The organism is Phenylobacterium sp. (assembly GCF_004799395.1).
In the GTDB taxonomy this organism is placed as follows: Bacteria; Pseudomonadota; Alphaproteobacteria; order Caulobacterales; family Caulobacteraceae; genus Phenylobacterium.
In genome coordinates this window covers 1-14,659 of sequence record NZ_SSMZ01000109.1, presented here as the reverse complement: position 1 = coordinate 14,659, position 14,659 = coordinate 1, and the positions used below count along the sequence as shown (strand labels likewise).

At 67.5% G+C, this 14,659-nt stretch carries 14 protein-coding genes and 1 pseudogene; 8 read left to right on the top strand and 7 right to left on the bottom strand.

All coding sequences use genetic code 11. The features are described from left to right. Nucleotides 1–651: pseudogene (locus E8A12_RS07705) on the top strand (ISNCY family transposase); the annotation flags it as partial. Here E8A12_RS07705 and E8A12_RS07700 read toward each other — a convergent pair. Further along, entirely contained in the window at nucleotides 638–1,510 is an 873-nt protein-coding gene (locus tag E8A12_RS07700; RefSeq protein ID WP_293367336.1) for a DUF3658 domain-containing protein, read from the bottom strand. The pseudogene E8A12_RS07705 and the gene E8A12_RS07700 sit on opposite strands and share 14 nt — an antisense overlap. 380 nt (nucleotides 1,511–1,890) lie before the next feature. Between E8A12_RS07700 and E8A12_RS07695 the strand changes: the two genes are divergently transcribed. The 7 genes from E8A12_RS07695 to E8A12_RS07665 all read left to right on the top strand — a co-directional run bounded on the left by E8A12_RS07695 (nucleotide 1,891) and on the right by E8A12_RS07665 (nucleotide 7,916). Next, nucleotides 1,891–2,493 (top strand): hypothetical protein, encoded by a 603-nt coding sequence (locus tag E8A12_RS07695; protein ID WP_293367335.1) that lies wholly within the window; start codon nucleotides 1,891–1,893, stop codon nucleotides 2,491–2,493. 23 nt (nucleotides 2,494–2,516) lie between these two features. Next, on the top strand, nucleotides 2,517–3,263 hold the full coding sequence (locus tag E8A12_RS07690; protein WP_293367334.1) for a hypothetical protein: 747 nt from the start codon (nucleotides 2,517–2,519) through the stop codon (nucleotides 3,261–3,263). Between the two features lie 70 nt (nucleotides 3,264–3,333). After that, a complete protein-coding gene (locus E8A12_RS07685; protein WP_293367333.1) occupies nucleotides 3,334–5,346 on the top strand; it encodes an amidohydrolase family protein in 2,013 nt (670 codons plus the stop codon). 73 nt (nucleotides 5,347–5,419) lie between these two features. Further along, nucleotides 5,420–5,908 (top strand): hypothetical protein, encoded by a 489-nt coding sequence (locus E8A12_RS07680; RefSeq protein WP_293367332.1) that lies wholly within the window; start codon nucleotides 5,420–5,422, stop codon nucleotides 5,906–5,908. A 76-nt stretch (nucleotides 5,909–5,984) separates the two neighbouring features. Then, entirely contained in the window at nucleotides 5,985–6,656 is a 672-nt protein-coding gene (locus tag E8A12_RS07675) for a CPBP family intramembrane glutamic endopeptidase (RefSeq protein WP_293367331.1), read from the top strand. A 52-nt stretch (nucleotides 6,657–6,708) separates the two neighbouring features. Beyond that, the gene (mazG, locus tag E8A12_RS07670; RefSeq protein ID WP_293367330.1) at nucleotides 6,709–7,539 is read left to right on the top strand and encodes a nucleoside triphosphate pyrophosphohydrolase; all 831 of its coding nucleotides are present in this window, start codon (nucleotides 6,709–6,711) and stop codon (nucleotides 7,537–7,539) included. Then, the gene (locus E8A12_RS07665) at nucleotides 7,536–7,916 is read left to right on the top strand and encodes a hypothetical protein (RefSeq protein WP_293367329.1); all 381 of its coding nucleotides are present in this window, start codon (nucleotides 7,536–7,538) and stop codon (nucleotides 7,914–7,916) included. Before mazG ends, E8A12_RS07665 begins: the two co-directional genes overlap by 4 nt. On the opposite strand, the gene hflX is transcribed toward E8A12_RS07665, so the two are convergent. The 6 genes from hflX to E8A12_RS07635 form a co-directional block, all read right to left on the bottom strand. Further along, complete coding sequence (gene hflX / locus E8A12_RS07660) at nucleotides 7,846–9,165, bottom strand: GTPase HflX (protein WP_293367328.1); 1,320 nt, start codon at nucleotides 9,163–9,165, stop codon at nucleotides 7,846–7,848. The two genes, E8A12_RS07665 and hflX, sit on opposite strands and share 71 nt — an antisense overlap. Next, nucleotides 9,162–9,407, bottom strand: a complete 246-nt coding sequence (gene hfq / locus E8A12_RS07655; protein WP_293367327.1) for an RNA chaperone Hfq — start codon at nucleotides 9,405–9,407, stop codon at nucleotides 9,162–9,164. Before hfq ends, hflX begins: the two co-directional genes overlap by 4 nt. A 102-nt stretch (nucleotides 9,408–9,509) precedes the next feature. Then, nucleotides 9,510–10,373 (bottom strand): D-amino-acid transaminase, encoded by an 864-nt coding sequence (locus E8A12_RS07650; RefSeq protein ID WP_293367326.1) that lies wholly within the window; start codon nucleotides 10,371–10,373, stop codon nucleotides 9,510–9,512. Beyond that, on the bottom strand, nucleotides 10,373–11,764 hold the full coding sequence (locus tag E8A12_RS07645) for a sigma-54 dependent transcriptional regulator (RefSeq protein WP_293367325.1): 1,392 nt from the start codon (nucleotides 11,762–11,764) through the stop codon (nucleotides 10,373–10,375). Before E8A12_RS07645 ends, E8A12_RS07650 begins: the two co-directional genes overlap by 1 nt. A gap of 11 nt (nucleotides 11,765–11,775) precedes the next feature. After that, a complete protein-coding gene (locus E8A12_RS07640) occupies nucleotides 11,776–13,989 on the bottom strand; it encodes a PAS domain-containing sensor histidine kinase (protein ID WP_293367324.1) in 2,214 nt (737 codons plus the stop codon). A gap of 78 nt (nucleotides 13,990–14,067) precedes the next feature. Continuing rightward, a partial coding sequence (locus tag E8A12_RS07635) for a helix-turn-helix domain-containing protein (protein WP_293367323.1) occupies nucleotides 14,068–14,659 on the bottom strand: 592 nt, incomplete at its 5' end.

The following is a 14,659-nucleotide window of genomic DNA, read 5'->3' as shown; positions in this document are numbered from 1 at the left end:
CGGGCCGCCGGCGCGACCACGGATGGCATGACCCAGTTTGGCCGCGCCCTGCACGATCTCAGCATCGAGATCATCTGCGCCAACTCTAGCCAAGCCAAGGGCCGTGTCGAGCGCGCCAACAAGACCCTGCAGGATCGCTTGGTGAAGGAGCTCCGGCTCGCCAGCGTCAGCTCGATCACCGACGGCAACATCTTCCTCCCCGGTTTTGTGGCCGACTACAACGCCCGCTTCGCCAAGCCCGCCGCCAACCCCAAGGATCTGCATAGGCCCATGACCGACCGCGACAACCTCGATGAGTCCTTCACCTGGCGCGTTGAGCGCACCCTCTCGCAAGCGCTGACCCTGCAGTACGACAAGGTGATGTTCATTCTGGAGCCGACCGAAGCCGCCCAGGCGGCGATCGGCAAGCGCGTCACCGTCTACGACTATCCCAACGGGCGCCTGGTGATCCGCCACGACGGCGTCGACCTCCCCTACCGCACCTTCGACAAGATCAGGAAGGTCAACCAGGCCGCCGTCACCGAGAACAAGCGGCTGGGATCGCTGCTCGACCTGATCCGGCAAAGCCAGGACATGCACGAGCCTGACAAGCGGAGCATCAGAGCGCCGAAGCGGCGAGATCAGAGCGGGCATATGTTCAGCGTCGAGTAGTGCTCGCTTGCGGAAGCCGGACCTCCGCACCAACCGGCAAGGATGACGTGCCGAATCTATATCCCCTCTGATCGGCTTCTCCTGGCGGAGGTAGACGACATTCGAGATGACCGGCTTGAATCAGATAGGCGAGCCGGGACGCGAGGATGTGATCGCCCACTTGAAAGTAGAGCCCATCTCCTTCCGCCAGCACCCCACCGATCAGCCAGGCCACGCGTTTCCATTGGTCATTGGCCTGGCCGATCAGGCTTTGATCAAACGCGGTGATCGGCGCTGAAACGAGCCCGTCCGGACCGATGAGCCTCAGGGGGGCATTTTCCATTTGCAGACCACGCCAGGTCTCCCCGTGGACGCGACGCTGGGCAGGATCGATAGGCTTGGCTTGGTCCCACAGAGCCTCCCTCGCAATCAGTTCAGGACCAAGCATGCCGAGACTGAGTGCCTTGTCGCGCCAACGTCTTCCGTCGGTCGCCTCGTGCTCGACCTCGACGTCAGCGAGATCGATAACCTCATAGGATTGATCGCCGATCCGATGCGCCCAAGCAAGGAACGCAGAATGTTCGTTCGAAGACCTGCTTGACGTCCAAACAACACGACGCCTCCCCGGCTCAGAAGCGCTCTTCCAAAACGCATTAACGCTTCGCGGCAGCCATGCCCAATCCTCCCGGAGACTTCCCAGCTGATCGACCATCCAACGAACGCGCGCGGCTGGCGCAGGAGGATTGATCGGACCACACGCCAGGCAATCGGAGAAACCGATGACCCTTTCCTTTCGACCAGCCAGCTTGAGGGCCTGCCTCAACAGCCCAGGCGCGCTGATGGACAGTACGACGTGCAGCGTTTCAGGCGTTTCGGACAACTCAACCCTCGGGCATTTCGATGCTCGTCTATACCGACGGTCGATGAAGCTAGAAAGGTGCCCTTCAGCTTGGACAGCGATTAGGTTCTCAAGGCGCGCGGAATCCTACGTGCCTCGCGCGCCTGACGGCGCACTCGGAAAACAAAGACCCAGCTGCCCCGCCCGTGCATCGGCCGGCGGCCGGGCTCTGCGCGATGTGAGGGCTACGCGCCCGCCCGCCGCCCTCCTGAGAGGCCAGCGCCTGACATCTCTATTTTGCTCAATCCGCGACATCTCTATCCGGCGTAGACAATGGATCACCTGAGCGGGCGGCGCGGCGTGGCTGGCGTCGCCCCCTCCACCCTCGAAGCGCCAAGAGCTTCAGCCGCCGTGGAGTTGGGATGAAAATCCTCCTGGCCCTTGTCGTCCTTGGTGCGCCGCTGACCGCAGTCGCCCAGCCGATTGCGCCGGACGCTACGGTCGCCGCGCCCGCGGCCGCGGTCGACGAATTCACAGTCACCCCGGTCGCCAAGTGCATTCAGCCCAAAGCCGATCCAACGGCGCCGTGGCCCAAGGTGGTCAGCACCTTTCCGGCAAATGGCGCGACGATCCGGCCTGGCGTCCTGGTCCTGCGTGTGACCTTCGACGTGCCGATGAGCTGCCGCGGATTCTTCACCGCCCGGCCGCCGTTCCAAGCCCCGTGCCCGGACGCGCGCCAGCATTGGGTGGTCAGCTTCGACCGGCGCACCATCCGCGCCATCTGCCACGTCGACGCTGACGGCCACTACGGCGTGCGCATGAGCGATCAACCCGACAGCCGATTCTACAGCCTGCGGGGCAAGCCGCTGGATATCTACGAGTTCAGCTTCAGCACCTCGGAGGGCGCCGAGATCCTCACGGCCAGCGAGTCCCTCAACGATGATCCGCTGGTGAACCCGCCGCCGCCGGAATTCGCGCCAATCCCGATCAAGGACCTGCACTTCGAGCGGCCAGCGCCGAAATAACGGCGAAACACAGAAGGGTCCCGATGGTGCGGGAAAGCGTGGCGATGGCGGCGATGTCGTTCACTCGGATCCTGTTTGTCAGTCTCGTTCTCGTAGGCCTCCCGGCAGGAGCGGCCTGGCCCGCCGCCGATCGGCCCGGGTTCGCCGCGGGCAAGCCGGAAGCCGGCACGGCCGCCTCCGTCGGCGCTGCGACCGGCGCTGCGGTTTCTGAGCTGCTGGTGCTTGCCCCTCCGAAGCCGCCCAGCGTCTCGGAACTCGAGGTGCTGGCGCCGCCGAAGCCCAAGACGGTCTCGGAAATGGACGTGACCGCCAAGGTCAAATGCGTGCCGCCGCAGCGCGAATGGCGCGGGCGAGCGCCCCGGATCCTCAGCACCTATCCCCGAGAGGGCGGCGTGGTGCGGCCGGGGCTGATGATCCTTCGCATCACCTTCGACCAGCCGATGAGCTGCGCCGGATATTTCGTTTTCGACCAAGGCACGCCGAACCCGTGCGGGGATTCCGGCGATCTGCAGCACATGCTGATGACCTTTGACCGGCGCACTGTCCGCACACCCTGCCTCATCCTGCCCAACACCCGCTACAGCCTCTGGATGAACCAACAGGTCCCCGACCCGCTTGGCAGTCTCACGCCGGCGCAATTTGTCAGCATGACCGGCTGGCGCCTCGAGCGTTATCGCCTGACCTTCACCACCTCGTCCCAGCCAATGGTGCAGACGGTGCGCGAGGCCCTCGGCGAGGATTCGGAGACGAAACTCGCGCCGGGCGTCTAGGGCGGCTGTTTTTTGTCCGGGCCCTGGCTAAACCGGGCCCCTGCCCCGTTGCTCCAGATACCGAGACGCCATGCGCCCTGCCGCCTTCGCCATCGTTCTCAGCCTGACGACGGCGCTGGCGGTCTCAGGGCGCGGCCAGCCAGCGGCCCCGACTCCGGGCGGGGAGCAGGGGCGCTACGCGACATTTTCGCTGCTGCACGAGATCGGGTCGGAGACCTATTCCGCAAGTCCCGCGGCCTCCGGCGGTTCGGTCACGACCATCGCGGCCACCCTCTCCGACCGCGGCTCGACCCGGGCTAGCACCTGGACCTTGAAGACCGGCGGCGGGTTTGCGCCGACGTTCCTCGAGGAGAAGCGCGCCGGCGCCGCGGCCGACGAGGTCTGGCGCACCCAGATCGCTGCGGACACCGTCACAGTCGAGGAGCCGGGCGGACGCCGGACCCTCGCCCAGCCGCCGCTCGCCTATGTGGGTTTTCCCGGCATGCCGGCGGCCCTGCAGATGGCGATGATGCGCTACTGGCTGGCGCACGGAGAACCGGCCGCCCTGCCCCTGTTGCGCGCCAGCGACCAGGCGCCCCCGCTTGAGATCCGCCGGGTGGGCGCCGAGAGCGTCACCCTGCCGACCGGACCAGCGAAGCTCACCCGCTACACGGTGGCCAACCTGCTGTTCGGCCGCGAGGTGCTCTGGATGGACGCCCAGGGCCGCCTCGCCGCGGTTATGACCTTCGCCGGTGGCTTGCCGCAGGAGCAGGTGCTTGAGGCCTATCGGCCAGCCTTTGATCATCTGGTGGTAAGCGGCGTGCGCCAGGAGATGGCGGACCTGGACGAACTCGATCGTCAGGTGCGGCCGGAGGCGACCGGCGCCTTCGCCATCGTCGGTGCGAGGTTGATCGATGGCACGGGCGCTCCGGCGGTTCCGGACTCGGTCGTGATTGTGCGCGACGGTCGGATCGTGGCGGCGGGCGCACGGGCGACGACACCCCTGCCGTCTGGGATCAAGGTGATCCACGCCGAGGGCCAGTCGCTGCTGCCCGGCCTGTGGGAGATGCACTCGCACTATTCCGGCGTGGAGTTCGGGCCCGCCCTTTTGGCGGCGGGGGTCACGACGGCGCGCGACTGTGGCGGCGAGTTCGGCTTCCTGACCGCCGTGCGCGCGAAGATCGAGCGGGAGCACGCCCTGGGTCCTCGGCTGTTGCTGGCCGGCCTGATCGACGCCGGCGGTCCCCTCGGCTTCGGCGCCGTCGACGCCGAGACGCCGGCGCAGGGTGTCGCGGCCGTCGACCGCTACGCCGACGCCGGCTTCAACCAGATCAAGGTCTACACCCAGCTGAAGCCCGACGTGCTGACCGCGATCAGCGCCGAGGCGCACCGGCGAGGAATAACCGTCACCGGTCACGTGCCCGCGGCCGTGGACGCCTTTGGCGGCATCGCCGACGGCATGGACCAGATCAACCACCTGCAGTTCGTCACCCGCGCCATGCTGCCCGAGGGAAGCAACGGTCCGGTCGACCTTTCATCGGATCGCGCCAAGCATTTGATCACCTTGATGAAAGAGCGCCAGATCGTGGTCGACCCGACGGAGGGCTGGGGTGAGATGGCGGGGCATCCCAAGAGCGTCAGCGCCGCGTCGTTCGAACCCGGCCTGCGCGCTGCGCCCTTCGTGCTCGCGTCGAAGTTCGAAGCGCTCGGCGGGCCGGTCGACGAGGGCCGATTCCGCGAGCGGATGGCGGCCAACGGGCGGGTCATCAAGGCGCTCTACGACGCCGGCGTGCCGATCGTCGCCGGCAGCGACACCGGCCTGATCGGCTACGGCGTCGACCGCGAGCTGGAGCTCTATGTCCAGGCCGGCTTGCCGCCCATCGCCGCGATCCAGACCGCGACCCTGGGCGCCGCTCGGGCTATGAAGCTCGACCACGAATCCGGGTCCGTCGAGGTCGGCAAGCGCGCCGACCTGATGCTGGTGAATGGCGATCCGCTGGCCAATATCAGCGACCTGCGGCGGGTGACCAAGGTGGTGCGCGCGGGCGAGCTCTACGACAGCCTGGCGCTCGGCCGCAGCGTCGGCTTCCGCCGCACGAACTAAGCGACAGGCGTGGCCTTGTGCCCGGGCGTGGCAGACTTACCTTAGGTAAGAGGGCGAGATGCGAGAGGTGACCATGCGAACCCTGATCCTTGCCACAGCCGCCGTCCTGGCTAGCGCCACGGCCGCACTGGCGACGCCCGCCTCAGTGAGCGTCAGCATCGGACCCAAGCTCCAGACCAAGGCCGAGGAGACGCTTGGCGTGCGCGAGGTGGACGACCTGGCCAAGACCCTGCAGACCACGGTGGAGAAGAAGCTGGCCAAGACCAGCGCCTATGACGGCGCGCGGATCGAGCTGGTCCTGACCGACGCCACGCCGAACCATCCGACCTTCAAGCAGCTCAGCGACAAACCCGGCCTGTCGATGCGCAGCTTCGGCATCGGCGGCGCGGCCATCGAGGGCCGTGCGGTGAGCCCCGATGGCAAGGTGATCCCCCTCCATTACAGCTATACTGAGCCGGACATCCGTTGGTCGCAACGCGGCGGCATCTGGACCGACGCAGAGGACACCTTCGACCAGTTCGCCTACGAGCTCAGCCGCGGCAAGGCGCCGTCAGAGCACTGAGGCCGTCCGTTTTCGTCGCTTGAGGGGAGCCGGAGGTTCAGGCTCCCTAGCCGTGCTGTAAGCGGGGAGCGTCATTGTGCTGGATCTCGTGCTGGTCGCCGTGCTGGTCGGCCTCGTACCCACCTACCAGCTCTGGCGCAGCCTGAAGCGGCGCGGCGCGCCGAAGGCCCTCAAGCTGAGAAGTTACCTGCGCACCATCACGATGGCGCTTCTGCTGATCGTACCGGTTCTGGCGGTGTGGATCTATCGGGGCCGGCCCTGGGCCGCGCTGGGTCTTGGCCTGCCGTTGGCCGGAAAGATCGGGCTGGGCGTCGCAGTCATCGGCCTTGCCGCCATGGCGCCGGGGATGCGAGGGCCGATGAAGGCCGCCGATAGCCGCGTACAGGCCATCCTCGATCTGCTGCCGGCGACGCGGACCGAACTCGCGGGGTTCGTGATCAGGAACTTGCTGATCGGCTTTTCCTGGGAGGTGCTCTATCGCGGCTATCTGCTGTGGGCGCTCTCGCTGTCGCTCGGAACGCCCCTGGCCGTGCTGGTGGCTGCGGCGGCCTACGGCGTCGCCCACGGCTACAAGGACGCCAAGCAATTCACCGGCAGCCTGGCCTCGGCGCTGGCCTTCACCCTGGCCTATGTGGGCACTCATAGCCTGTGGTGGTTGATGGTGATCCACGCGGGCCTGCCGTCCCTGATGCTGCTGGCGAAGCCACAGGCTGGACCGGTCGCGTCGGCTCAGCCGAAGCCGGCCTGAAAGACGCTGCACCCGGCTTGCGCGCCGCGGCGGCGCAGGGTCTCATTCGTCCATGACGCGCCCTGCCCCACCCGACACCATGCCGCCCATCGACCGGTTGCTGGCGATCATGGCGCGGCTGCGCGATCCAGCCGACGGCTGTCCGTGGGACCAGGAACAGACCTTCGCCACCGTCGCGCCCTATACGGTGGAAGAGGCCTATGAGGTCGCCGACGCCATCGAGCGCAACAATCTTTCAGACCTTAAGGAAGAACTCGGCGACCTGCTGCTGCAGGTGGTGTTCCACGCCCGCATGGCCGAGGAGCAAGGCGCCTTCGCCTTCGACGACGTGGCCGAGGCCATCAACGACAAGATGGTCCGCCGCCATCCGCATGTTTTCGCAGAGGAAACCTACGCCTCCCTCGCCCACCAGAAGCAAGGCTGGGAGGCGTTGAAGGCGGCCGAACGCGAGCGCAAAGGCCAGGGGCGCGTCAGCAGCCTCCTTGACGACGTGCCCGTCGGCCTGCCTGCCCTCACCCGCGCGGTGAAGCTCTCCAAGCGCGCCGCGGGTGTCGGTTTCGTCTGGCCGGACATCAGCCATGTGGTCGACAAGCTGGACGAGGAGCTCGCCGAGCTGAAAGCCGAGATCGCTGACGGCGACCTGGAGAAGGCCCGCCAGGAAATGGGCGATGTGCTGTTCGTGGTCGCCAACCTGGCCCGCACCCTGGACGTCGATCCGGAAGACGCCCTGCGTTTCACCAACGCCAAGTTCGTGCGCCGTTTCCAATACGTCGAGAAGGTGCTGGCGGAACGCGGCAAGACCCCGGACCAGTCGGACCTCGCGGAAATGGATGCTCTCTGGGACGAGGCGAAGGCCGCCGAGCGCGCCAAGGCGGCCCAGTGACCACGCCGGCCGAACGCTTCGGCGCCTCGGCGAGGGCGCTGTCGGGCGAGCCCGGGGTAGCCCTGTCGGAGAGCCGCGGCTTTACCCGCGACTCGCTGATGGTCAGGGGCAAGCTGTTCGCCGCCGTGCGAGGCGAGGTGCTGATGCTGAAACTGCCCGCCGAGCGCGTCGCGGCCCTTATCGCCACCGGCGATGGCGCGCCCTTCGACGCCAACAAGGGCAAGCCCATGAAGGAGTGGGTGCTGGCCGCGATGAGCGCCGACTGGGAGGCGCTCGCGCGCGAGGCGGCCGCCTTCGTCGCGGGCGCTAGTGCGCGCGGACCTCGGCGCCCGGGAACTGTTGCTCAAACTGGCCGAGCGCCTGGGGTGAGAGGCTGACCGCCAGGCGCACGGAGCCGTCCTTGCCCTCGTGGCGCTCCAGGACCCTGCCGTGGCGATAGAGCCAGGCGATCGCAGCGCCCTCGCCGACAGGCGTGTAGACGTCCACCGGCGGGGCCTCGTCGACCAGCGAGGCGACGGTGTCCAGCAGGGCGTCGCAGCCTTCGCCGGTCACCGCCGACAATGGGATCGCCGGCGGATGGGCCCGCCGCGCGTCGCCGATCACGATCGCGCGGTCGTCGGCCGGAAGCAGGTCGAGCTTGTTCCATACCTCGAGGATGGAGCGGTCTTCCATGTCGACGCCCAGACGACTCAGCACCTCGCGGACGTCGCCGGCCTGGGCGTTGCTCTCGGCGCTGGCGATATCGCGCACGTGCAGCACGACATCGGCCTCCTTGACCTCCTCCAGGGTGGCGCGGAAGGCCTCGACCAGTTCATGCGGCAGGTCGGAGATGAAGCCCACGGTGTCGGACATGATCGCCGGCCGGCCATCGGGCAGCTTCAACATCCGCAACGTCGGGTCCAGGGTGGCGAACAGCATGTCCTCCGCCATCACCTCGGCTCGCGTCAGGCGGTTGAACAGCGTCGACTTGCCGGCGTTGGTATAGCCGACCAGCGCCACCGTCGGGTACGGATGCCGCTTGCGGGCCGAACGCTGCAGGGTGCGCGTACGGCGCACCTCGTCCAGCTCGGCCTTCAGCTTGCGGATCTTCTCGGCGATCAGCCGCCGGTCGGTCTCGATCTGGGTTTCGCCCGGCCCGCCCATGACGCCAAAGCCGCCGCGCTGGCGCTCCAGGTGGGTCCAGGTGCGCACCAGGCGAGAACGCTCGTAGGACAACCTGGCCAGTTCCACCTGCAGCCGACCTTCGCGGGTCCGCGCGCGGCGGGCGAAGATCTCCAGGATCAGGCCGGTGCGGTCGATGACCTTGCAGTTCCAGGCCTTCTCCAGGTTACGCTGTTGCACGGGCGTGAGCGCGTCATCGACGATCGCGACATCGGCCTCCGCCAGCTCGATCATCCCGCCGATCTCCGCCACCTTGCCCTTGCCGAACAGGGTGGCGGGCGTGATCTGGCGCAGGTTGGCGATGAGCGTTTCGCGGACCTCGAGGTCGAGGGCCAGAGCCAGGCCGACGGCCTCCTCCAGGCGCGCCTGCGCGCTCCGCGAGACGCCTTTGCCGTCGCGGTCGGGGTGGATGACGATGGCGCCCTGCACGGGCGCCTCGCGGTCAACGGATTTGGAGGACTTCAATCGCTCTCGTCTTCGCCGGGCTCATACAGCTGGACGGGCTGAGCCGGCATGATGGTGGAGATGGCGTGCTTGTAGACCAGCTGCGATTGGCCATCGCGGCGGAGCAACACGCAGAAATTGTCGAACCAGCTCACGACGCCCTGCAGCTTCACGCCATTGACCAGGAAGATGGTGAGAGGGGTTTTCGACTTGCGGACGCTGTTCAGGAACGTGTCCTGAAGGTTCTGTTTCTTTTCGCTCACGGCTTTTCGCCCTTTTATTTTGATCGGGCGACCAAGGCGCCGCCCACACACGGAAGTTAGCTAGACCCGGATTTGCGACAGGCGCAATCGCGCGGACGCGGCTCAGACGGCCGCAGCCTTCGCCTGCTCGATATAGAGACGCCGGAGCCTCATCGCCAGCGGTCCGACCTTGCCATCGCCTACCGGTTTGCCGTCCACGGCGACGACGGGCAGCACCAGGGAGCCTGCGCCGGTGATGAAAGCCTCCTTCGCGGCCACCGCGTCGGCGGGGGTGAAGGGCCGCTCGTCGACCTCCAATCCCTCGTTGCGGATCAGGTCCAGGAGGGTGTGGCGGGTCACGCCGCGCAGGATATTGGCGTTGGTGTCGCGGGTCCGCAGGCGCCCATCGCCGTCCACGATCCAGGCGTTTGACGAAGCGCCCTCGGTGACGAAGCCGAGTTCGTCGACGAACCAGGCTTCCACAGCGCCGACCGCCCTTGCCTTCTGCTTGGCGAGTGCGTTGGGCAGAAGGCCCACCGTTTTGATGTCGCAGCGGCCCCAGCGGTTCTCCGGCGTGGTGACGACGGCGATTCCCTTGGCGGCCCGGGCGTCGGAGGCGGCGCGGTCCACACGGCTGACGGTGACGACCATGGCCGGCCGCACTTCAGGGTTGGGGAAGGCGTGGTCGCGCGGCGCCACGCCCCGGCTTACCTGCAGATAGACCGATCCTTCGGAGACGCGGTTGCGGCGCACCGCCTCCTTCAGCACCATGGTCAGCGCCGCGCGGCTCATGGGCATGGCGATGGAAAGCTCGCCCAGCGATCGTTCCAGGCGGGCGAAATGGCCCTCCGGATCGGCCAGCTTGCCGCCGAACAACGCCCAGACCTCATAGACGGCGTCCGCCAGCTGGTAGCCGCGGTCCTCGATGTGCACGACGGCCTCGCCGTGCGGAACGTAGCGGCCATTGACGTAGGCGATCCGGCCCATCAGCCGACCTCCTCCTCCAGCGCCCGCGCGCCGGAGAGACCGAGGGACTTGAGCTTCCGATGCAAGGCCGAGCGCTCCATACCGATGAAGGCCGCCGTGCGCGAGATGTTGCCGGAGAAGCGCAACATCTGGGCGTTGAGGTATTCCCGCTCGAACACCTCGCGCGCCTCGCGCAGCGGCAGCGCGATCATCCGCTCGGCGCCCAGGCTGACCGCCTGGTCGGTCACCATGGCCTCGGCCGGCAGCATGTTGGCGGTGATCGGGTCCGACGGCGCGCCGGACGCCAGGATCAGCATCCGCTCCACGTTGTTGCGCAGCTGGCGCAGGTTTCCTGGCCAAGCGCGGACCTGCAGCGTGGCCAAGGCATCGTCGGCCAGCCTGCGGCGCGGCATGCCGGTGGCGTCGCTGATCCTGTCGATGAAGTACTCGACCAGTTCAGGAATGTCCTCGCGCCGCTCCGACAGTCCCGGCACGTTGACCGGCACCACGTTGAGGCGATGGAAAAGATCCTCGCGGAAGCGCCCGGCGGCGATCTCCTCGCGCAGATCGCGGGACGTCGAGGAGACCACGCGCACATCCACATGCACGTCCTGGTCGCCGCCCACGCGCCGGAAGCTCTGGTCCACCAGCACCCGCAGGATGCGCCCTTGCGTCTCGCGGGGCATGTCGGCCACCTCGTCGAGGTAGAGGGTGCCTGAGTGGGCGCGCTCGAAGACACCGATCTTGGCCGGTCGGCCGTCGTCGCCCTCCTGGCCGAACAGCTCCACGTCCATTCGTTCCGGGGTCATGCCGGCGGCGCTGATCGGCACGAACTCGTTGCGCGTGCGGGCCGAGGCGCCGTGGATCAGCCGCGCCACCGTTTCCTTGCCGGAGCCCGGCGGACCGGAGATCAGCACGCGGCTGTTGGCGGTCGCGAGTTTGGAGATCATCTGGCGCAACTGCTGGGCGGCCATGGACTTGCCGGTCATGCCCTCCGGCGTGATCGCCTGGGTGCGCAGGCGGCGGTTTTCGCGGCGCAGGCCCGCGGCCTCCAGCGCGCGCTCGACCACCAGCAGCAGCCGGTCGGACTTGAAGGGCTTCTCCAGGAACTCATAGGCGCCGCGCTTGATGGCGCTCACGGCGGTTTCGATATTGCCGTGGCCGGAGATCATGATCACCGGCAGGTCGCCGTCGAGGTCTTTGACCAGGTCGAGCAGCTCCAGCCCGTCCATCCCGCCGCCCGCCATCCAGATGTCGAGGATCAACAGCGCGGGCTTGCGCGCACGCACCGCGGCCAGGGCCGACTCGGAGTCGTTGGCCGTGCGCACCGCATAGCCCTCGTCGGAGAGGATTCCCGCCACGAGGTCGCGGATGTCGGCCTCGTCGTCGACCACCAGAACGTCAGACGCCATTCTCTAGTCCTTCACGCCGTCACAGTTGCGGATTTCGATGCGGGCCGCGCCCGCGCCGAGGGCGGAAAACGCAAGGTGGCCAGCGCGCCTGAGCCCTCGCGGGCGTCGGTAAGCTCCAGCTCGCCGCCATGGTCTTCCAGGATTCGTTTGACGATGGCGAGGCCGAGTCCCGTGCCTTTCTCGCGCGTCGTCACATAGGGTTCGGTGAGCCGGTCGCGGTCCTTGGCGGGCAAGCCCACGCCATTGTCCTCGATCTCGAAAGCCACGCCGTTGTCGTCGCAGACCAGGCGCGCATGTATCCGCCCTTTGGGCTTGTCGGTGCGCCGCGCTGTCACCGCCTCGGCGGCGTTCTTCAGGATGTTGGTCAGCGCCTGGGTCAGCATCCGCTCGTCGGCCAGCAGGCGGACCTCGGGCACCGGCTCGACCAATTCGACGTCGATGTCGGGGCTCGCCACCCGCTGGGCGAAGACCGCCGCGCGGATCAGCTCCGAGGCGTCCTGCTCCGCGAACTTCGGGGCCGGCATGCGCGCGAAGGTCGAGAACTCGTCGACCATCTGCCGGATGGCGTCGACCTGACGCACGATAGTGTCGTTGCAGCGGTCGAAGGTCTCGAGCTCCGAAGGCGCAATGTCCTTGCGGTACTTCTTGCGAAGCCGCTCGGCCGACAGCTGGATCGGGGTCAGAGGGTTCTTGATCTCGTGGGCGATGCGGCGGGCCACGTCGCGCCAGGCGGCGTTGCGCTGGGCGTTCATCAGCCGGGTGATGTCGTCGAAGGTCAGCACCAGGCCGCCCTCGATGCGGCTGACCCGCACGCGCAGGCGCCGCGTCTCGCGGCCGCGCGCCAGGTCGACCTCCTCTTCGGCCTCGCCGCGGCCGGCCTGGGCGACGATGGCGGCGATCTCGGGAGCGACATCGGAGAGCTTGCGGCCGCTGCTGGGAGTATCGCCCTGACCCAGCAACAGCTCGGCTTGGCGGTTGGCGGCGGAGATCCGACCCTTGGCGTCCAGGCTGATCACGCCTGCGCTCACCTCGGCCAGCACGGTCTCGATGAACTGCCTGCGGCGCTCAGCCTCCTCGTGGGCCGTTCGGATGGCTTCCTGCTGTGCCTGAAGATCATGCGTCATGCTATTGAAAGCACGAGATAAGACTGCGATTTCCTCAGGGTCGCTTTCGGCATCGACCCGGGCGCTGAGATCCCCGCCAGCAACCTTGCCCGCCGCCTGCACCAGCCGCGCCACCGGCCCCGAAATCGCATTGGCCGCGCTCAACCCCAGCCAGATCGCGCCCACCAGCACCAGCAGGGCCGTCTCGGCGTAGCTGAGCGCGAAGATCGTCTGGATACGCTCCCGGTTCCGGGCGGCGTCGCGATAGGCGGCCACGCTGGCGTCGGCCTCCACCAGATGGCGCACGATCCCCTTCTCCACCGGGCGCACGATGTAGAGGTAGGCGTCGGGGTAGGCGCGCAGCTTGTAGACCGCCGTCATCACGTCGCCGCAGTTGACGTTGCACACCCAGATATCGCCCTGGTCGGCGGCCCTGAAGCTGGAGGCGGGCGGCAAGGTCAGCGGTGGCGCATCCGACGCCTCGGCCCGGGCCAGAACGCGTCCATCGCGGTCGATCAGGTAGCCCGCCGAAAAGCCGTGGAAGTTGGCCAGGTTACCCAGGAAGTGGCTGAAGGTGATGGGGCTGGCCTCGAACGCCGGTTCGGCGTGGTTCAGGTCCTGGCCCATAGGGATGACGTGGTCGTTGATGTATTGCTTCTGCTCATCCACGTAGGAGCGCGCCATGGTGGCGGAGTTCTCGACGACCGTGTTGACCCGCTTGCTGAACCAGCTGTCGACACCGCGGGTGACCAGCACGCCATAAAACAGGAAGACCACCAGCGCCGGGGCGACGGCGGCGGTGGCGAACCACAAGACGAATTTCACCTGCAGCCGCGCGCCGGCGTCGCGTTCGCGGGCGTCGAACAGGGCTGCGAACCTCAGGAAGAGGACGATCGTCAGCGCCAGGATCAGAATCAGGTTGAGGCCGAGCACGGTCAGGATCAGCTGACTGGCCGGCCCGAGGGGGCCCGTCGATGGCGGCGAGGCGGCGAGCAGAATAGCCAGGCCGGTCAGGGCCGCGGCGATCCCGTAGCTGATGCCCAGCACCAGGCGGGACTGCATCGCCTGCCAAACGCGTCCTGCGCCGGCCCGGGCGAACCACTGTCGAATATCGAACGCCATTGAGGGCGGAGCCTAAGCGACTGTGCCCTAAACTCAACAGCCTTGTTGCATGGAAGCGTCAGGAAGCCGCGGGGGGCCTCAGCGCCGGCCGCGCTGCATTTCCACGCCGAGGTCGGAGATCTTCTTGCGCAGCGTGTTGCGGTTGAGGCCGAGGATCTCGGCTGCGCGAACCTGATTGCCGCGGGTGGCCGAGAGCGTCAGCTGGATCAGCGGCCGTTCCACCTCCTCAAGCACCCGGTCGTAGAGGCCGGCCGGCGGCAGGCCGTCGGGCTGGTCGGCGAAATAGCTGGAGAGCTTGCGCTCGACGAGTTGAGCCAGGGTGGCCGGCCCGTCCTCGCCCTGCACGACGGGTTGCTGGTCGGCCAGCTCGCGCTCGATGATTCGCGCGGTGATCAGGTCCTCGCCGTAGAGCGCGCAGATCCGGCGGACCAGGTTTTCGAGTTCGCGGACGTTGCCAGGCCAGGGGTGCTGCTTCAGCCGGTCGAGGGCCGCGGCGTCGATGGTCTTGGACGGCAAGCCCTCGCGGTTGGCGCGCAGCAGGAAGGCCCGCGCCAGGTCCGGGATATCGTCCGGCCGGTCGCGCAACGGCGGCAGGCGCAGCGGCGCCACGTTCAGGCGGAAGAACAGGTCCTCGCGGAACAGGCCCTGCTGGATCAGGTGGCGCAAATCG